Here is a 19,284-nt window from a genome sequence, read left to right on the forward strand (position 1 = left end):
GCAACCAGTTCGTCGATTAAAAAACCGAATTCGCGAGCAAGCTCGCTCCTACAGGTCTTGTGTTTGCTTCGCGACAGCGTGGTGTCAGCGACACTGGGGTGACTTCCTCAGGATGTGCGTGTCGATCCAGCGGGGCATGCTTTGTTTGATGGGCACCCATCTGCAGATCACTTCCCCAATTCCAGCGTCTCTGCCATGCGCACCAGCTCCGCAAATGACTTGGCATTCATTTTCTTCATGGCATGCCCACGGTGGATTTTGACGGTTATTTCGCTCAGGCCGATTTCACCGGCAATCTGCTTGTTCATCAGGCCAGAAGCCGCCAGGGCCATGATTTCTTTCTCGCGTGGGGTCAGGCTTTCGAAGCGGGTGCGTATTTCATGGGCGTTCTTGTTGGCCTGCCGACCGCTTTTGTCTTTTTCCAGCGCCGCTATCACCGCGTCCAGCAAGTCCTGCTCACGGAACGGCTTGGCAAGGAAGTCCACTGCACCGGCTTTCATGGCGCGGACCGTCATGGCGATGTCGCCGTGGCCGGTCATGAACACAATGGGCAGATTGACGTTGGCGCGCACCAATTCGTTCTGGAAATCCAGGCCGCTGGTGCCTTGCAGGCGAACGTCAAGTATCAGGCAGCTGGGTACATCGGGCCGCTGAAACCGCGTGAAGTCGGCCACGGAAGGGAAGGTCTCGACCCGCAGGCCGATGGAGCGCAGCAGGCTGCTCAACGCATCGCGCAGGGCTGCGTCGTCATCAACGATGAACACGATCGGATCGTGGCTGATTTTGGCAGCGCTGAGGTTCATCGGATGATCATCGTTCATGAATTGCCTCTGTTTCTCGGGGGAGGGCAAAAAGCAGCGCGGCTCCTTCGCCTGGCTGGCTCTGGGCCCAGATCCGGCCACCGTGCGCTTCGATGATCGAGCGGCAGATAGACAATCCCATTCCCATGCCTTCAGGTTTTGTAGTGAAAAACGCATTGAACAGGCGTCCCATGTCGTCCGGCTGAATACCCGGTCCGCTATCGCGTACCTCCACCACCAGTTCGTTTTGCGGCTCATGGTGCAAGCGCACGTTCATCTTGCGCAGGGAGCCCTGATTGCCGCCCATGGCCTGTATGCCGTTGATCAACAGATTGATCAGGACTTGCTGCAACTGAATGCGGTCCCCCATGACCCTGGGTGCATCCCGGTCGATGTCCAGGATCACTTCGACCCGTGCCCGTTGAATTTCCCGAGCGACCAGACTCACTGAGTCCTCGATGATTTCCTGCAGATCCACGGGGGCGCGTTGCGGGTCGGCTTTGCGCGACAAAGCACGAATCCGCCGGATCACTTCACTGGCCCTGAAGGTTTCACTGAGAATGCGCTCCAGTGCCTGCGCGGCTTCGGTGATGTCCGGTTCTCTGCGATTGAGCCAGCGCAGCGACGCTTCGGCGTTGGTCATGACCGCCGCCAGAGGTTGATTTACCTCATGGGCGATCGATGCGGCCAGTTCGCCGAGGGTGGTGACGCGGGTGACATGGGCCAGCTCGGCCTGCGAGCGATGCAGCGCTTCTTCGGCCTGCCTGGACGCGGTCACGTCCATCAAGGCCCCGACGTATTCGCAGCTGCCATCCTGATCGTAGGTCAGGTGCGCGAGCATGTGCAGATGCTTGATACGTCCGTCAGGCATCAGCAGACGATGCTCGACGCTCAGGTCTGGGGTCAGTTTTCGTGCCTGAGCAATGGAATCCAGCACGATCACCAGGTCATCGGGGTGGGTTCTTTGCAGGACCCGGTCCATGGATGCATGAGCACCCGTTTCGTACTCGAAGATCCTTTGGGTTTCTTCCGACCAGTGCATCTCCAGATCTGGCACCCGAAAGCCGACGCTGCCGGTCTGGCTCAGGCGTTGGGCATCGATCAGAAAGGCTTCGTTGCGACGCAGTGCCTGGTGCGCCTCGGCGAGCAGGCAAATCTGCTCCTGCAACCGGTCATTGACCGCTTTGTTGCTGCGCGCCAGCACGGTGGTAATCCCGATCGCAGCGATGCTCACCAGGCAACGGGCCACGGCGGGTAACTCGGCGTCTTGGCCGTGGGTCAGCAAAAAGGAAATGATCGTCAGAAACAGGCAGCTCAAGGCGACGATGGTCAAACCATGGCGACTGAAGATGTTCACCGACAACAGAATGACCGTGACATAGAGCACTGCCACCGCAACGTCCAGCGAAGTCACCGTATCGACGATGAACACCGCAGTGGTAATGGCGACAGCGCCCAGGCGAAGCAGCAAAGATGAGGCGCGGGTGTCGAGAGGCGCACCGTGCCCGGCAGACAACGTAGCGGGTGTATTCATATGGACGCTTCATGCCCTTGAATGCTGGCCGACAACCGCACTGGACAGCTCTGATCCTTGAATGGGCGCAGCGGTAAAAATAATCAGGACCGCGTGCCGGTGTGAGACGAATTTTAAGCGGCGCGGTTGTTTCAACCTATAGTCAGAATGGTTATTTTTGGAACGCTTGTGCTTTTGCTTGTGCTTTGGCGGGCAGTCATGCGGCGTTGCAGGCCCCGCGGGCGCTCAAGTCGTCAAACTTTCAAGGGGCTGTTTCTATGGCCGGTTAATTGCAGATTTATCATCCACTGCCGATGTATGAATACATGAGCACGGATAACACAGTGTCTGTAATGTTGCGTGAGCGAGTGAACGTATTATTGGGCGCCGATTAAATGATCCAAGTGATTGTTTCACAAGGAAGTGTTCAATAAGGTTCACTTTTCTCGCGAGTGAAATGAAGCCCGCTGATACTTGCGCCAGAACTCTTTTGCAGTGAGAAACAATGCAATGCCGATGATTCCCTTGGTGATTTGCGACGACTCGAACATGGCCCGCAAGCAATTGCTCAGGGCTTTACCTGCCGAGTGGGGCGTGTCGGTCACGCAGGCGACCAATGGGCTCGAAGGCCTTGAAGCGGTGCGCCGTGGACTGGGCCAGGTCATGCTGCTGGATTTGACCATGCCGGTCATGGATGGCTATGAGACCTTGGCGGCGATTCGCAAAGAGAATCTCGATGCCAAAATCATCGTCGTTTCCGGTGACGTGCAGGACGAGGCGGTGCGCCGCGTCATGGAATTGGGTGCGCTGGCATTTATCAAAAAGCCGGCTGATCCGGATGAACTGAAAAATACCCTGGCCCGATTGGGCTTGCTGGGCGAGCCTGCCCCCGTGCCGACTATTGCGCCCGCCATGACCGGCGCGGTCATCAGCTTTCAGGACGCCTTCCGCGAAACCATCAACGTTGCCATGGGCCGGGCCGCAGCATTGCTGGCCAAGGTGCTGGGCGTGTTCGTGCAGTTGCCGGTTCCCACCGTCAACATGTTCGAGGTGGGTGAGCTGCACATGGCATTGGCTGACGCACACACCAGTGAACGACTGACCGCTATCTGTCAGGGGTACATCGGTGGCGGCATCGCTGGCGAAGCGTTGTTGATCTTCCATGACTCGGACATCGCCGACATGGGCTCGCTGATGCATCGCGACTCGGCGGATTACACCGACGAGGAAATGCTCCTCGATCTGTCCACGATCCTCATCGGTGCCTGCCTGAGCGGTATTGCCGAGCAGATCGACGTGGAGTTCTCCCAAGGGCACCCGCAAATGCTCGGTTCTCAGGGCGGGATTGACGATCTGATCCGGATCAACCAGACCCGCTGGCAGAAGACCCTGGCCGTGGAGATCAGCTACAGCGTAGAAGGGCATAGCATCAACTTCGATTTGCTCATGCTGTTTACCGAGGATTCGGTAGATCGCCTGACGAAAAAACTTGCGTACTTGATGAGCTGACCCATGAGTAATCAGATCGATATCAAAGAGCTTCATTGGTTACTGACGGTCACCCAGAACATCGACGTGGGGATCGTAGTGCTCGACCGCGACTACCGCGTCCAGGTCTGGAATACGTTCATGGAAAACCGCTCCGGCGTGGTGCCATATGACGCGGCCGGGCAGTCGATCTTCAAGTTGTTCCCTGAACTTAACCCGATGTGGTTCAGCAAAAAAGTCGACAACGTGATTACCCTGGGCACGCCTGCGTTCACCATCTGGGAGCAGCGGCCTTATCTGGTGCGGTTCAAGAACTACCAGCCAATCACTGGCCGGGAAGACTTCATGTACCAGAACACCACGATGTTCCCGCTGCGCTCGACCACCAGTGAGATTACCCATATCTGCCTGGTGATCTACGACGTGACAGACGTCGCCAGTAACCGGCATCTGTTGCAGACGGCCAACAGCGAACTGCAGAAACTTTCCAGCACCGACCGCCTCACCGGCCTCTACAACCGTGGTCACTGGGAAGAGCTGCTCAAGCTCGAATACGCCCGCCATAGCCGATACGGCGCGGTGTCCTCGCTGGTGATTTGTGATATCGACCATCTCAAGCGGATCAATGACACGCATGGCCACCAGGCCGGCGATAAAGTGATTCAGCGTGTTGCCGAGGTCTTGCGCAGCCATATACGTAATGCGGATATCGCCGGGCGTTATGGCGGCGAAGAGTTCGCTGTGCTGATGCCGGATACCAACAAGGCCGGTGCGGCAGTGTTCTGTGAGCGGCTGCGTCTGGCGGTCGAGGCTGAGACCGTGAATTACGAAGGGCACGCAATCAAGTGCACGATCAGCCTGGGTGTTGCCGACCTCTCCAGGCCGACCACTGAGTACAGCACTGTCATTACATGGGCCGACCAGGCACTTCATCAGGCGAAGAAAAACGGTCGCAATCAGGCTTCGGTGGACGAATAAGGCGCCGATTGCTGGTAGCATCGATGTTTTTCCGGCGACGATCACGGACATCATGCGACCACAATCCACACTCACCGTAACCCCTGTAGACCAGCCATTGATCGGGCGCGTGAGCCCGCCGGGCTCGAAATCCATCACCAATCGCGCGCTCTTGCTGGCTGGCCTGGCCAAAGGCACCAGTCGCTTGAGCGGTGCGCTCAAGAGTGATGACACGCGAGTGATGTCAGAAGCCTTGCGCCTCATGGGCGTGCAGGTGGATGAGCCGGACGACAGCACCTTTGTGGTCACCAGCAGCGGCCATTGGCATGCGCCCGGGCAAGCGCTGTTTCTGGGCAATGCAGGCACAGCGACGCGTTTTCTGACCGCGGCGCTGGCTAACTTTGACGGTGAATTTGTCGTTGATGGCGACGAATACATGCGCAAGCGTCCCATCGGTCCGCTCGTTGATGCCTTGCAGCGCATGGGCGTCGAGGTCAGCTCGCCGACGGGCTGCCCACCGGTGGCCATCAAAGGGCAGGGCGGGCTGGCGGCGGGGCGTATCGAAATCGACGGCAACCTCTCGAGCCAATACGTCTCGGCACTGTTGATGGCGGGCGCGTGTGGCAAAGGTCCGATTGAAGTGGCGCTGACCGGCAGTGATATCGGCGCGCGCGGTTATGTCGATCTGACACTGGCCGCGATGAAAGCCTTTGGTGCTGAGGTCGAAGCGATCAGCGACACCGCTTGGAAAGTCCTGGCTACTGGCTACAAGGCAACAGATTTTCATATCGAGCCGGATGCTTCGGCAGCGACTTACTTGTGGGCGGCGCAGGCAATTACCGGCGGCGCTATTGATCTCGGCGTGGCCACCGAAGACTTCACTCAGCCTGATGCGTTGGCCAGCCAGTTGATCGAGCGTTTCCCTGACATGCCTTCAGTCATCGATGGTTCGCAAATGCAGGACGCAATTCCGACACTGGCGGTACTCGCCGCTTTCAATAATCAGCCGGTTCGCTTTGTTGGCATCGCGAACCTGCGGGTCAAGGAATGTGACCGTATTTCCGCGTTGTCCCAGGGCCTGTGTGCCATTGCGCCGGGGCTGGCGGTGGAAGAGGGTGACGACCTGATCGTCCATGCCGATCCTCAATTGGCAGGTCGCACTGTGGATGCATTGATCGACACCCACGCGGATCACCGCATCGCCATGTGCTTTGCCCTCGCCGGACTGAAAATCGCCGGCATCAGAATTCAGGACCCGGATTGCGTCGGCAAGACCTATCCCGGTTACTGGGATGCGTTGCAGTCGTTGGGAGTCAAGCTTCAGCGGCAGGATTGAGCAGGAATGATTTTGTCTGTTGGAGCGAGGCTTGCCCGCGAAAAACGATGAAGCGGTGCATCTGATGAACCTCATCGACTGCTTCGCGGGCAAGCCTCGCTCCAACAAACAGCGCGATAGACCAGTGCGGAAGCGGGCACATTGAATCTGTCGCATCACTTCCCGTAAACAGCACGCTAAGCCGTTGCCATCGTGCTTTCAGCCAATGCTGCTTTGCATCTCAGGCATCATGAATGGCCCCTTCATGTTCAGGACTCATTCATGGCGCTGCTCTACAAAGCTGATCCCGCACGGGGCGAACAGTGGAAAGCACTGTTTGCCGAACATGCCCCGGATATCGAGTGGCGAGCCTGGCCGGACATTGGCGATCCGCAGGACATCACTTACCTGGCCGCCTGGCTGGCCCCGGATGACCTGCAAACCCTGCTGCCGAACTTGCAGGTGGTGTTTGCCTTGTCGGCGGGGGTCGATCAACTGGATCTGAGCCGCCTTCCCGAGACGTTGCCGGTGGTACGTTTGCTGGACCCGGGGATTGGTCGGGGGATGTGCGAATACGCGTGCTTCGCGGTGTTGAGCCTGCATCGGGACATGGTGCGTTATCGACAGCAACAGGTTGAAAGCCACTGGCAGGCGCATCGTCTTGTGCCCGCCAACAAACGTCGGGTCGGTGTTATGGGCCTGGGGTTACAAGCGCAGCAGATTCTCGCCAGTCTGCAGAATTTCGGCTTCGAGTTATCCGGTTGGGCGCGCAGCGAGCATCAGGTCGACGGCGTTACGTGTTATGCGGGCAGCGCACAGTTGCCCGCATTTCTGGGGCAGTGTGACATTCTGGTGTGCGCACTGCCGTTGACTGAACAGACCACTGGCATCCTGAATCGTGAGTTGTTCGAGCAATTACCCAAAGGGGCTGCGCTGGTGAACATGGGGCGGGGCGGACATCTGATTGAGCAGGACTTGTTGCACGCTCTGGACAGCGGACAGATCAGCGCGGCAGTGCTGGATGTGTTGCAACAGGAACCTGCTGACCCGGCGCATCCATTCTGGAGTCACCCGCAGATACTGCTCACGCCGCACATCGCCGCCATGACCCAGCCAGACAGCGCCTTCCCCGGCCTGCTGGAAAACATCCGCCGCTTCGAGCGAGGCGAGCCGATGCTGGGCCAGGTGGATCGCGGGCAGGGGTATTGAGAAGCCCGACCTAATCCGTAGGACCGGCTTCAGCCGGGAGGGCGTCATTTGCTGCATCACATATTTCGGGTGTGCAATCTGCTCGCGGCTAAAGCCGCTCCTACGAATGCCTTGTCTCAGCGCACCAGCGACCCCAACAAGCCGCCTAAAAATTTCTCCCCGGCAATCATTTGACTGACCTCGATAAACTCGTCCGGCTTGTGCGCTTGCTCGATGGAACCAGGGCCGCAGACCACAACCGGAACATTCAGACGCTGAGCGAACAGACCGCCTTCAGTGCCGTAGGACACCTTGACGTGGGAGGTGCCAGCCGGCGCGAACGCTTGCAGCATCCGCACAGCTTCGACGCTGGGATGGGTATCCAGGCCGGGGTATTCGTTCAAGGTTTCGATCTCGATGGCCGCCACTGCCGAGACCTTGCGTGCTTCACGAACGATGGCTTCAGCCTGTTCGCGTAACTGATCCAGAAACAGTCCTGGATCATCCGCATTGAGATTGCGCAGTTCGAAATCCAGCGTGCAAAGATTCGGCACGATGTTCAGCGCCTTGCCGCCGTCGATGCGGCCGACATGCACCGTGCTGTAGGGAATGTCGTACTCAGCATCCTGTGCGCCATGTTGTTGCAGCTGCTTTTGGCTGAGGCGCAACGAGGCAATGAAATCGCTGGCCAGATGAATCGCGTTGACCGCCAGCGGTGCTAGAGACGAGTGCGCTTCCTGACCGCGACAGAAGGTCCGGAATGAGCTTTTACCTTTGTGGCCTAGCGCGAACTGCATGTTGGTCGGTTCGCCGACGATGCACAGAAACGGCCGCTGTGGCGCCAGATGCAACACGTCCAGCAGGCGTCGTACACCCACGCAGCCGATTTCTTCGTCGTGGGACAACGCCAGTTGTAGCGGACGGGTCAGGTTCAGGTCGGCGGCATCGAGCATGCAATCAATGGCCAGAGCGATAAAGCCCTTCATGTCGCAACTGCCACGCCCGTAAATCCGACCGTCCCGCTCGGTGGCCTGGAACGGCGGTAAAGTCCAGGCCTGGCCCGCAACCGGCACCACGTCGGTATGACCTGAAAGCAGAATGCCCGGCTGATCGTTGGGTCCGGTGCTGGCGAACAGATTGGCCTTGTGGCCTGTTTCATCCTTGACGATCAGCGCCTCGACGCCCTTGGTCGCCAGTAAATCCCGCACGTATTCAATGAGCGCCATGTTCGATTCGGACGATACGGTATCGAACGCCAGGAGACGGTTAAGTATTTCCCGTACACGCGGTTTCATGAGGCTTTGCTCTGTTGGTTGGTGGCACTGGCGAAGCGGCGGATATCGAAAGGCGCAATCGAGGTGCTGGTGCTGCCGGTGCTGAGCAATTCGGCCATCACATCGCCCACACCGGGGCCGAGCTGAAAGCCGTGGCCGCAGAAGCCGAACGCGTAAAACAGGCCGTCGACAGTGCCGCTTTGGCCCATGACGGGCAGTGAGTCCGGCAGATAGCCTTCGATGCCGCTCCACACCCGAATGATATTCAGGTTGGCGACACCGGGCAGTAAGCGCCGCATCTGCTGCAATTGATTGATGGTGCTGCGTGGTTCGACCACGGCCCGTTTGTTGATCATGTCCGGTTTGCTGCGAAAGCCGCCGCCAATGATGATGTTGCCGCGTGGGATCTGCCGGAAGTAGATCACCTCTTCGGCGATTTTGGTGTAAACGCCGATGACTGTCGGCAGGGCGTAGGGCACCGGTTCGGTCACCGCCATTTGCGGGCCGAAGGTATCCAGCGGCACCGGCTCGCCGAACTGAGTGGACAGCTTTTGTCCCCAGGCGCCTGCGGTGATCAGCAACTGATCGGCGCTGAACACGCGACCGTCGCCGGTGGTGACCTCAAACTGGTTGCCGACTTTCTGCACCTCGGTGACTTCGGTACGTTCTTCAATGCGCGCACCGGCCCGGATCGCTGCGCGGGCAAAAGCGGGCGCAGCCAGACGTGGATTGGCGTGACCATCGTGCGGGGCGTAAGACCCCCCTTTGACCACAGGCCCGAGAAACGGAAAGCGCTGATGCAGTTCGCGGCCACTGTAGATACGCAGATCCAGCTCACGGGCCTCGGGTGCTGCGGCATAGGCCTCCAGCTCAGCGATTTCATCCTCGCGATAGCAGACGCGCATGTGGCCGCTGGGCAAGAACTCCAGGTCTTCACCAATCAGCTCCGGCAGGCGGCCCCACAGCGCACGGGAGCGATTAGCCAATTCCAGTTGACCGAGGAAGCGGCCCTGACGCCGCACGTTGCCGAAGTTAACGCCGCTGGCGTACTGGCCAATCATGTCGCGCTCCAGCAGAGTCACCGACTGGCCACGCTGGCGCAGGAAGAACGCCGTGGCCGAGCCCATGAAGCCGCCGCCGACAATCAGTACATCGGATTTTTGCTGTTTCATGACACGACCTCATCAGTAAGCATCGACAACGGCTTGATCGGTGCCTGACCGCGCTGGCGGCCGACCAGCTCCACGGCAACACCCGCTTCGGCGGCGATTACTTCTGCCCCGGCCTGGGAGCAATAACGCCCCTGGCAGCGGCCCATGCCGACCCGACTGAAGGCTTTGGCGCGGTTGACTTCACAGGCACCTTTTTCACGGACTACGCCACGTAGTTCGCCTGCGCTGATCATTTCGCAGCGGCAGACAATCGCTTCGTCAGGCAGCGCCCTGGCTTGTGCCGACGGCCACGGAAAGGCTTCGGCGAGCCCGACCCGGAAGCGATCCATGACGGCCAGCTGGCGCGTTTGCGTTTGCATCACGGCGACATCTACCGGCAGTTTCAGGTCCTGCAGTACAGCCAGTGCAGCCAGACGTCCGGCTTGTTCGGCAGCGTCCGCGCCACGAATTTTTGCCCCGTCGCCTGCAGCATAAACACCGCTGACCGAGGTGCGGCCTGCTTCATCGACGTCCAGCAGCCACTGGCTGGAAACCTCGTCGAAGCGCAGGCGACACCCGGCCAGGTCGGCCAGTTGAGTTTCCGGTCGCAGGTGATAACCCAGCGCCACGGCATCGCAATCCAGCTGTTGCGGGTTGCCTTTGCCGTCTTTGAAACGCACGCCACTGACACCGGTTTGAGCATCGCCCAGTACCTGTAAGGGCTCGATACCCAGGTGCACCGGCACCTTGGCGCTGCGCAAGCGTGCGATCAGTTTCATGCCTTCGAGCAGCACGCCGGGGCGCGCCAGCAATTTGGGCGTGGCCATGATCCGCTTGCTCAGCGGCGAGGTGTCCAACACCGCAGCGACGTCTGCTCCGGCCTTCACGTACTGGCTGGCGACCAAATACAGCAAGGGACCGCTGCCCATGAACACGACTTTGTGGCCGATGGAGACGGATTGCGCCTTGAGGGCAATCTGCGCGCCGCCGAGGCTGTAAGTCCCGGCCAGTTGCCAGCCGTTGATGGGCATCAGCCGGTCAGTGGCACCGGTGCAGAGAATCAGCGCGTCGTAGTTGAGCACTGAATGCTGGCCCTGATGGACGCAGCACAGTTGACCCTGGCTGAGGTTCCAGACCAGCGTATCGGGACGGTAATCGATGTGTTCGCGCAGGCGATCAAAACTCTGGTGCAGATCACGCGCCTTGTCCGCCTCGGTGCCATACAGTGCCGCGTAATCGCGCTTGAAACCTTCAGGCTGACGACGATAGATCTGCCCGCCATCGCGGCGATTTTCATCGATCAGGATCGGCTTGATCCCGGCGGCGAGCAGCGTTTGGGCGCAACGCGTACCGGCTGGCCCGGCCCCTACTATGACTACCCGTGGAGTGGCCATGTCGCCTCCGGTTGTGTGGTGACAATATCCAGGCCTTCACGGGCTTCGCTGGAGCAGGCGCGCAAACGCTCGCCGGAACGGGTCCAGACCCAACAGTCCTGACACGCACCCATCAGACAGAACCCCGCGCGACGGCCCGGATCGAACTCCGACTGGCGCAGCGAGACGCCCTGGGTCAGCAGCGCGACCATCAAGGTGTCGCCCTGCAACGCTTCAATCGGTGCGCCGTCCACCACCAGGTTTACGGTGGTTCGGTCGCGCTCGCCCAGCCTTACAAAACGCCCGTTCATGCGTAGGCTCCCACGGTCATGTTTTCCAGTTCCTGTTGATGTTGCCGCAGCTCGCTGCTGTCCAGATGGCAGAGCACCTGGCTGCCACCCGTGATCTCGCGGCGGCCAGGTGCGGTACGGTTGCACAAGCCTTCGACGCGTTGCGGGCAGCGGTTCAAAAAGGTACACAGTTCTCGCGTGTTGGTCGGCGCACTGATGGGCGGCAACGTACCGCAGGTGGTCGTGCCACAGGTTTCCAGCCAGCCCTGACGCAGCTCGGGCACCGAATGCACCAGCAAGTCGGTGTAGGGATGAAACGGTGTCTGGCTGAAGGATTCGCGGCTGCCTTCTTCGACCTTGTGACCGCTGTACATCACTACGATGTCGTCGCACAAGGCACGTACTGTGGAGATGTCATGGCTGATGAACAGGTAGGAAACACCCAGCTCTCGGCGTAAGTCGCCCAGCAATTCGAGAATCGCTGCACCGACCACAGTGTCCAGTGCCGACGTCACCTCATCGCAGAGGATCAGGTCCGGTTTGGCGGCCAGTGCCCGGGCCAGATTGACCCGCTGCTTTTGTCCGCCGGACAGTTCACTGGGACGTCGTTCAGCCATGTCACGGGGCAGGCGCACCAGGTCAAGCAATTCATCGACGCGCTGGCGCAAGGCTGCACCTTTCAGGTTGAAGTACATCTTCAACGGCCGACCGAGAATAGTGCTGATGCTGTGCATCGGATTGAGCGCGGTGTCGGCATTCTGGAACACCATTTGAATGCGCCGGAACTGATCGTCGGTACGCCCGGCCAGATCGCCTGAGAGCGGCTGCCCGTCGAATCTCAAATTGCCGCGCGCTGGATCAAGCAGCCCGGCCACGACCCGAGCCAGGGTAGACTTACCCGAGCCTGACTCACCGATTACGCCAATCGCCTGACCCCGATGAATGGTCAGATCAATGTCTTCCAGCACGCGAATCATCGGCATGCCGTGCAGGTCTTTGTTGCCGTAACCGGCCGACATTTCGGTGATTGTCAGCAATGGTACATTCTGCGCGACCTCGCTGGCCGGGCGCAGTGTCGCGTCAGGTCGGGCTGCCGCAAGCAAGCTTCGGGTGTACGGATGCTCCGGGCTTTTGAGCAAGGCTGTCGTGTCGCTTTGCTCAACAATCTGGCCGCCCTTGAGCACCACAATCTGATCGGCCATTTGTGCCACCACGGCCAAGTCATGAGACACGTAGACCGCCGTGGCACCGCGCTCGCGCACGACGCGTTTGAATGCACGCAGCACGTCGATCTGCGTCGTCACGTCCAGCGCTGTAGTAGGCTCGTCGAGAATTACCAGCAATGGATCGCTGATCAGCGCCATGGCTGCCATGACCCGTTGCAATTGGCCGCCGGAGACCTGGTGCGGGAAGCGCTGACCAATGTGTTCAGGGTTGGGCAAAGACAGGTCTCGAAACAGCCCGATGGCCTTGGCTTCCAGTTCTGCGCGCTGGCCCAGACCATGAATCAACGCGCCTTCGATCACTTGGTCGATCAGTCTTTTCGCCGGATTGAACGCTGCAGCTGCGCTTTGTGCAATGTAGGAAACCCGATTGCCGCGCAGTCCTTGCAGGGTGCTTTCGGGCAATTCGAGCATGTTGTGCTCGGCGATCTGCACCGTGCCACTGGCCAGGCGGCAGCCGCGTCGGGCATAGCCGAGCAAGGCCAGCGCGATCGTGGTTTTGCCTGATCCGGACTCGCCGATCAGCGCCAGCACTTCACCTTTTTCCAGGGCGAAGCTCACGCCTTTGACAATCTCGATGTCGCCGCTGTCTGCGCTGGCGACCACCCGCAGGTCCTGGACCTTGATCAATTGGCTCATATCAATGCCCTCCGGAACGTCGGCTGCGCCGCGACGAGAGCCTGTCGATGAACAGATTCACACCGATTGTCAGCGTGCCGATGGCCAGCGCCGGAATCACGATGGCGGGCGCGCCTTGATTTAGGCCGCCGATGTTTTCCCGGACCAGCGAGCCGAGGTCGGCGTCGGGCGGTTGAACGCCAAGGCCGAGAAAACTCATGCCGCTGAGCAGCAATACAATGAAGCCGAAGCGCAGGCCCAGATCGGTCAGGACCGGGTTGAGCATGTTCGGCAGGATCTCCACGCAGGCGATGTACAAGCGGCGCTCGCCGCGGGTGCGAGCGACCTGCACGTACTCCAGCGCCTCGATGTTGACCGCCAGACTGCGGGCGATACGGAATGCGCCGGGCGCAAAGCTCAGCACCGCCGTGGTGATCAGCAACGTGACCGATGAACCAAACGCAGAGACCATGATCAGCGCCAGCATCTTGCTGGGAATCGAAATGAAGGCGTCCATCAAGCGGCTGATCACTTCATCCAGCCATTTCGGCACCACCACCGCGAGCAGCGCCAGGCTGGTGCCCAGACCGCTCGCCAGCACTGCGGAAATCAGCGCCAGGCCGACAGTGAAACGCGACCCGGCCAGCACCCGGCTGAGCATGTCGCGGCCCAGATAGTCGGTGCCGAAGGGGTAGGTGCCACTGATGCTGTCGAAGACGTTGCTGGACACCACTTCACCGACTGGATGGGGGGCCAGCCATACCCCGAACAGCGCCACCAGCAACCAGAAGATGCACACGAATGCACCTGCCAGCCCCAGCCAGGATGTGCTGTGAGCGACCTTGCCTACTGACAGATCAGGAGAGGATGGCGTCGATTTTACAATGAGGTTATTCATTGGGTTCTCAGCCTCGGGTTGGAGAGGATTGCGCACAGGTCGGCTATCAGCACCAGGCCCAGATACGCCGAGCAGAACAACATGGTGCAGGCTTGCACCAGGGCCATGTCCCGGTTAGTCACAGCGTCGACCATCAAACTGGCGACACCCGGATAGTTGAAGATCGTCTCGACAATGACCACACCACCGAGCAAATACGACAGGCTCAACGCGATGGCGTTGGCGATGGGGCCGATGGCATTGGGCAAAGCATGGCGCAACACGACGCGGACGGGGCTGACGCCTTTCAGGCGGGCCATCTCCACGTAAGGGCTGTCCAGTTGATCGATGACGGCCGCGCGGGTCATGCGTGCCATTTGCGCGACGATCACGCAGCACAGGGTCATCACCGGCAGCGCATAAGTGCGGATGAATTCCAGAGGGGAGTGGGTATCACTGGCATAGGACAAGGCCGACAGCCAGCCCAGGTTAACCGCGAAGATCAGCACCGCGAGGGTTGCCACCAGGAACTCCGGAACGGCAACCAGCGCCAGGGTGATGAAACTCAGCGCGCTGTCCAGACGCCCGCCACGGCCCATGGCCGAACCGATACCCAGCACCAGCGCGACCGGCACGGACACCAGCGCCGTGGCCCCGGCCAGCATCAAGGTATTGGGGAAGCGCCCGCCGACCAGTTCGGCAACCGACATGGCGTTGGACGCTGACTCACCAAAATTGCCACTGAGCAGGTTCATCAACCAGCTCAGGTAGCGCACCACACCCGGCTGATCCAGGCCCATTTTTATCCGCAATGCCGCGACCTGTTCAGGCGTCGCGAATTGCCCGAGGGCTGCTTGAGCCGCGTCACCGGGTAGCACCGCCGTAATGGCGAAGACCACCATGGAAACGATCAGCAGGGTCAGGATCGCAGCGCCGAAGCGTCTGCCGATCAACCAAAGTGTGTTGCTATTCATGGCATTGCTCCGGCAAAAGAAAAGCTACCCGCAATCAAGCGTCCAGCCAGATCTGCTCGCTGAACATGTAGCCCATGAAGCCGCCGAGCGGGTTGCTGCCATAGCCTTTGATGCGCTTGTCGACACCGTCGATGTTGCTGATGAACACCGGTATGCCGATCCCACAATGGTCGTGAACCAAGGTTTGCATGTCGCCATACATCTTGGTGCGCTTGGCTTCATCGGTTTCGCCGCGTGCCAGCATCAGCAACTGATCGAACTGGTCGTTCTTCCAGGCCGATTCGTTCCATGGAGCCGAGGACTGGAAGAACTGCGAGAAGATCACGTCAGCGTTCGGCCGCGGGTTGATGTTGCCGAAGCTCAGCGGGTGCTTCATCCAGTGGTTGGACCAGTAGCCATCGCTGGGCAAGCGGTTGACGTTGAGGGTCAGGCCTGCTTCCTTGGCGGATTGTTGCAGCAGCACTGCAATGTCCACAGAGCCAGTGGCAGCAGGGGAGGCGGCCACGGCCATCGTAATTTTTTCCATACCGGCTTTTTTCAGGTGGAAACGGGCTTTTTCCGGGTCATACATACGCTGCGGCAAATCAGCATTGAAGTAGCGTGAGCCTGGGGAGATCGGTGTGTCGTTACCCACGCGGGCGTAACCCCGGAACACCGCCGATTTGACCTGTTCTCGATCCAGCAGGTACTTCATGGCCAGAGTGAAGTCCGGGTTTTGTCCCGGCATCTGGTCCTGACGAATGATCAGGTCGGTGTAGTTGCCCGACGGTGCATCGAACACGCTGTGCTTGGCGCTCGCGGCAATACGTGCGGTGGAGCGTGGGTTGACCTCGTTGATCAGATGGACGTCGCCGGACAGTAGCGCGTTGACCCGCGAAGGCTCGTCGCCAATGGCGATGAATTCGATTTCGTCCAGATACGGCAGGCCCGGCTTCCAGTAGTTCGGGTTACGCACGCTGATCGAACGCACGCCCGGCTTGAATTCCTTGACCTTGAACGGTCCGGTGCCGATGCCCTGATTGAAGTCGGTGGTGCCTTCCGGAACGATCAACAGGTGCGACACCGCCAGAATCGACGGCAGTTCGGCGTTGGCGGCGCTGAGGCGGATCTGTACTTCGTTTGCGCCAGTGGCTTTGACTTCGCTGACCTGAGCCATCAACGGCATGACTTTGGAACCGGTCAGCGGGTCTTTGTGGCGGTTCAATGAGAACACCACGTCAGCCGGGGTCAGGGGTTTGCCGTTGTGGAACGTCACGTCTTTGCGCAGGGTGACGGTCCACAGGGTGGCGTCGCTGCTTTCGATGCGCTCGGCCAGTTCCATCTGCGGTACCAGATGTGAGTCGAAGCGAGTCAGGCCGTTGTAGAACATGAAGTGGCGAACATAGTCAGTGGACAGTGCGCCTTTGGCGGGATCGAGGGTGTCAGCGGTAGAACTGGACATGCCTGCTACACGAATACGCCCGCCGGGTTTGCCCTTGCCTGGCGCTGCCGCTTCGTCGGCGAAGACTTTGCCCGCGGCACCGAACAGACTCGTCGCACCGCTGGCGACGACGCCGGCAACGCCCAGCATACGTAATGCATCACGACGTGAAAGACCGCGATTGAGCCCTTCGAATACGCGCAGGCTGTCCTGGCCTGAGATCAATGGGAAATCGTCTTTGTTGTCAGCCATATCAGTTCTACCTGTCGATTAAGGGAATGCATGAGTTGCCCACGGTTGACCGGAGCGTCCTTGAAACGCACACAACGACGGTTAAGCAAAAAATCTAATGCCGGGCATCCTGAAAGCGGTACCACGCGCCCACCAACGGCAGAAACCACGGGGTGCCGAAATGCCCGGGGACGGCTGGCCAGTCCAGCTCGCGCCACGGGTTGGCTTGCGGATTGCCATCCATGACGTCGGCCATGACCTGGCCCATGTGTACGGACATCTGCACGCCGTGGCCGCTGTAGCCCATGGAGTAAAAAACGCCTTCATGTTCACCCGCGCGCGGCAAACGGTCGGAGGTCATGTCCACCAGACCGCCCCAGCAGTAATCCACTTTGACGTTTGCCAGTTGCGGGAACATCTGCACCATGGCGGCTTGCAGCACCTTGCCGCTTTTCGCGTCAGAGGTGGCATTGGACATGGCGAAGCGGGCCCGGCCGCCGAACAGCAAGCGGTTATCCGGCGTCAGGCGGAAGTAATTGCCGATCATGCGGCTGGTTACGTAGGCGCGATGCTGTGGCAGCAATTGATCGATCAAAGCCTGAGGCAGCACCTCGGTGGCAATCACGAAACTCCCCACCGGCACGATGCGCCGCCGATACCAGCCTGGGCCGCCATGCTGGCAAGCACCGGTCGCCAGCAGGATCTGCCTGGCCTGAATAGAACCTTTGGTGGTATTAAGCAGATAGCCTGAAGCGTTGGCTTTCCAGTTTTTGACCGCGGCACCCTGAAAAACCTGCGCGCCGTGACGCACGGCAGCCTCGGCCAGCCCGACGCCAAATCGCCCGACATGCATCTGCACACCGTTGCGCTGCAGCAGACCGCCGTGGAATTCGGCAGAGTCCACCTCGGCGCGTGTCTCTTGGGCAGACAGCAGTTCGACATCCGCGTCCACTTCGCGACGAATCAGCTCGCAGGTGCGGGCCATACTGTCGAAATGCATGGGTTTGGCAGCCAGCTTCAGCTTGCCGTTACGCGTCATGTCACAGGCAATCTGCTCCTGCTCGACCAAGGTGACGACACTCTTCACCGCGCTTTCATACGCCAGGTAATACGCGCGAGCCTGGTCGGCGCCAAGGCTTGCTGTCAGCGCCGAGTAATCCTGCGCTACGCCGGTATTGCACTGTCCGCCGTTGCGGCCGGACGCTTCGCCGATCACTCGGTCAGCCTCCAGCACCACCACACTGGCACCCTTCATCGCCAGGGCGCGCGCCGCCGACAGACCGGTGAAACCGCCCCCGACAATGGCGACGTCCACCTGGCCTTGCACCGCGCCGGTCTGTGCCCCGGTAAAAGCCGGTGCGGTATCAAGCCAGTAGGATTCACTTCGCATGTCGCTGTCCTTACCTGTGGCGTTGCCGGAAACCGTGGGTGATGAAGATTACAGACCGACCAGCGCAGGCAAACCGCCGATGTCCTTGAGGGTGTGGTAGCCGTAGGACTCGTTGGCAGGCACATCATGGCCTCGGGCAACGAACGCGCGGTTCTTGATCTTCATGTCATGGGCCGGGAACAGGTCGTAACGGAAGCTGGACGAGACGTGCAGCACGTCTTGCGGACCGCAACCGAGGTTGTCGAGCATGAACTCGAACGCACGAAGGCGAGGCTTGTAGGCCTGGGCCTGTTCAGCGGTGAATACTTTGTGGAACGGCGCGCCGAGCATGTTGACGTTGGACATGATCTGGCTGTCGCTGGCGTTGGAGAAAATTACCAGGGGGATCTTGTCGGCGATTTTCGCCAGGCCTGCGGGTACATCAGCGTGCGGACCCCAGGTTGGAACGGCGTCGTAGTAGATTTGGCCTTCCTGGCGGTATTCGATACCCCAGCGTTTGCAAGTGCGCTCCAGTGCAGTCTTGATGATCTCGTCGTAAGGCACCCAGTCGCCCATGACCTGGTCCAGGCGATAGGCGGAGAAATCCTTGACGAACTCATCCATCCGTTCGGCGGGAACACGGTCAGCGAACAGCTCGCGAGTCATGGTGCCCATGTGGAAGTTGGTCAACGTGCCGTAGCAATCGAACGTAATGAATTTTGGTCGAAGAAAGCTCATTGAGTGCGGTCCTGAGGTTCGTTAAGTCGAGGCGAGGTCTGCCTGTGCTTCAGGTTTGAAGCGCGTGATGCAACGCAGCACCACACCTTCATTACAACACTGTGAAATCAGCAGATGACGTTAAAAGCGTCGGCTAGTTGATAGAAAACGCCGTTTTAGGGGGCACCCTCAGCACACTTTGCGGAGCGCTCCAGCCTTGGGCGGGCCTCGTGTTTATGCGTCTTTATGGGGATTTTTGGTACTGAGGCAGAGCAAACGCGCTTGCGGCGCAGCACAAACTGCGTAGATCCACTGGGAGCCGAGTCTGCTCGTGAGGCGGTGTGTCAGGCGATGTCTCGCGAACAAGTTCGCTCCTACCGTTGCACGCGGTGTTCAGGCTTGCCGCTTTCAAGGTAGGAGGCAACTTGTTGGCGAGACGGTGTGTCAGGCGAGATGTCTCGCGAACAAGTTCGCTCCTACCGTTGCGACGCGGTGTTCAGGCTTGC

General features: G+C 59.7%; 16 protein-coding genes. 4 read left to right on the forward strand and 12 right to left on the reverse strand.

Annotated features, from left to right (window positions below):
* Positions 1-167 precede the first annotated feature (167 nt).
* Together H8S59_RS09740 and H8S59_RS09745 are read right to left on the reverse strand one after the other, a co-directional pair.
* A complete protein-coding gene (locus H8S59_RS09740; protein ID WP_187521281.1) occupies positions 168-821 on the reverse strand; it encodes a response regulator transcription factor in 654 nt (217 codons plus the stop codon).
* The gene (locus tag H8S59_RS09745) at positions 811-2,334 is read right to left on the reverse strand and encodes a sensor histidine kinase (protein ID WP_187521282.1); all 1,524 of its coding nucleotides are present in this window, start codon (positions 2,332-2,334) and stop codon (positions 811-813) included. The genes H8S59_RS09740 and H8S59_RS09745 overlap by 11 nt, the downstream gene beginning before the upstream one ends.
* 489 nt (positions 2,335-2,823) lie before the next feature.
* Between H8S59_RS09745 and H8S59_RS09750 the strand changes: the two genes are divergently transcribed.
* The 4 genes from H8S59_RS09750 to H8S59_RS09765 all read left to right on the forward strand — a co-directional run bounded on the left by H8S59_RS09750 (position 2,824) and on the right by H8S59_RS09765 (position 7,282).
* Positions 2,824-3,822 carry a response regulator gene (locus H8S59_RS09750; protein WP_187521283.1) on the forward strand — a complete coding sequence of 333 codons (999 nt, stop codon included), beginning with the start codon at positions 2,824-2,826 and terminating at the stop codon, positions 3,820-3,822.
* Between the two features lie 3 nt (positions 3,823-3,825).
* Positions 3,826-4,779 (forward strand): GGDEF domain-containing protein, encoded by a 954-nt coding sequence (locus tag H8S59_RS09755; RefSeq protein WP_095098613.1) that lies wholly within the window; start codon positions 3,826-3,828, stop codon positions 4,777-4,779.
* Positions 4,780-4,831: 52 nt separating this feature from the next.
* On the forward strand, positions 4,832-6,094 hold the full coding sequence (gene aroA / locus H8S59_RS09760) for a 3-phosphoshikimate 1-carboxyvinyltransferase (RefSeq protein WP_187521284.1): 1,263 nt from the start codon (positions 4,832-4,834) through the stop codon (positions 6,092-6,094).
* A 261-nt stretch (positions 6,095-6,355) separates the two neighbouring features.
* Positions 6,356-7,282, forward strand: coding sequence for a 2-hydroxyacid dehydrogenase (locus H8S59_RS09765; protein ID WP_187521285.1), 927 nt, complete (start codon positions 6,356-6,358; stop codon positions 7,280-7,282).
* Between the two features lie 116 nt (positions 7,283-7,398).
* Here the strand turns inward: H8S59_RS09765 and argE are convergent, their stop codons facing one another.
* From argE to H8S59_RS09815, 10 genes are all read right to left on the reverse strand, one after another.
* Complete coding sequence (gene argE / locus H8S59_RS09770) at positions 7,399-8,556, reverse strand: acetylornithine deacetylase (protein ID WP_187521286.1); 1,158 nt, start codon at positions 8,554-8,556, stop codon at positions 7,399-7,401.
* Positions 8,553-9,707: an NAD(P)/FAD-dependent oxidoreductase gene (locus tag H8S59_RS09775; protein WP_187521287.1), complete on the reverse strand. Its 1,155-nt coding sequence runs from the start codon at positions 9,705-9,707 to the stop codon at positions 8,553-8,555. The genes argE and H8S59_RS09775 overlap by 4 nt, the downstream gene beginning before the upstream one ends.
* A complete protein-coding gene (locus H8S59_RS09780) occupies positions 9,704-11,080 on the reverse strand; it encodes an FAD/NAD(P)-dependent oxidoreductase (RefSeq protein WP_187521288.1) in 1,377 nt (458 codons plus the stop codon). The genes H8S59_RS09775 and H8S59_RS09780 overlap by 4 nt, the downstream gene beginning before the upstream one ends.
* Positions 11,062-11,370, reverse strand: a complete 309-nt coding sequence (locus H8S59_RS09785; protein ID WP_027901147.1) for a (2Fe-2S)-binding protein — start codon at positions 11,368-11,370, stop codon at positions 11,062-11,064. Before H8S59_RS09785 ends, H8S59_RS09780 begins: the two co-directional genes overlap by 19 nt.
* A complete protein-coding gene (locus H8S59_RS09790; protein WP_187521289.1) occupies positions 11,367-13,211 on the reverse strand; it encodes an ABC transporter ATP-binding protein in 1,845 nt (614 codons plus the stop codon). Before H8S59_RS09790 ends, H8S59_RS09785 begins: the two co-directional genes overlap by 4 nt.
* A 1-nt stretch (position 13,212) precedes the next feature.
* On the reverse strand, positions 13,213-14,088 hold the full coding sequence (locus tag H8S59_RS09795; RefSeq protein WP_187521290.1) for an ABC transporter permease: 876 nt from the start codon (positions 14,086-14,088) through the stop codon (positions 13,213-13,215).
* A complete protein-coding gene (locus tag H8S59_RS09800; protein WP_095098589.1) occupies positions 14,085-15,041 on the reverse strand; it encodes an ABC transporter permease in 957 nt (318 codons plus the stop codon). Before H8S59_RS09800 ends, H8S59_RS09795 begins: the two co-directional genes overlap by 4 nt.
* A 34-nt stretch (positions 15,042-15,075) precedes the next feature.
* Positions 15,076-16,713 (reverse strand): ABC transporter substrate-binding protein, encoded by a 1,638-nt coding sequence (locus H8S59_RS09805; protein ID WP_095098586.1) that lies wholly within the window; start codon positions 16,711-16,713, stop codon positions 15,076-15,078.
* Between the two features lie 94 nt (positions 16,714-16,807).
* Positions 16,808-18,082 (reverse strand): NAD(P)/FAD-dependent oxidoreductase, encoded by a 1,275-nt coding sequence (locus tag H8S59_RS09810; protein ID WP_187521291.1) that lies wholly within the window; start codon positions 18,080-18,082, stop codon positions 16,808-16,810.
* Between the two features lie 48 nt (positions 18,083-18,130).
* Positions 18,131-18,799, reverse strand: coding sequence for a haloacid dehalogenase type II (locus H8S59_RS09815; protein ID WP_095098580.1), 669 nt, complete (start codon positions 18,797-18,799; stop codon positions 18,131-18,133).
* Positions 18,800-19,284 lie beyond the last annotated feature (485 nt).

Origin of the sequence: Pseudomonas folii, assembly GCF_014357575.1 — a bacterium.
GTDB classification, from domain to species: Bacteria; Pseudomonadota; Gammaproteobacteria; order Pseudomonadales; family Pseudomonadaceae; genus Aquipseudomonas; species Aquipseudomonas folii.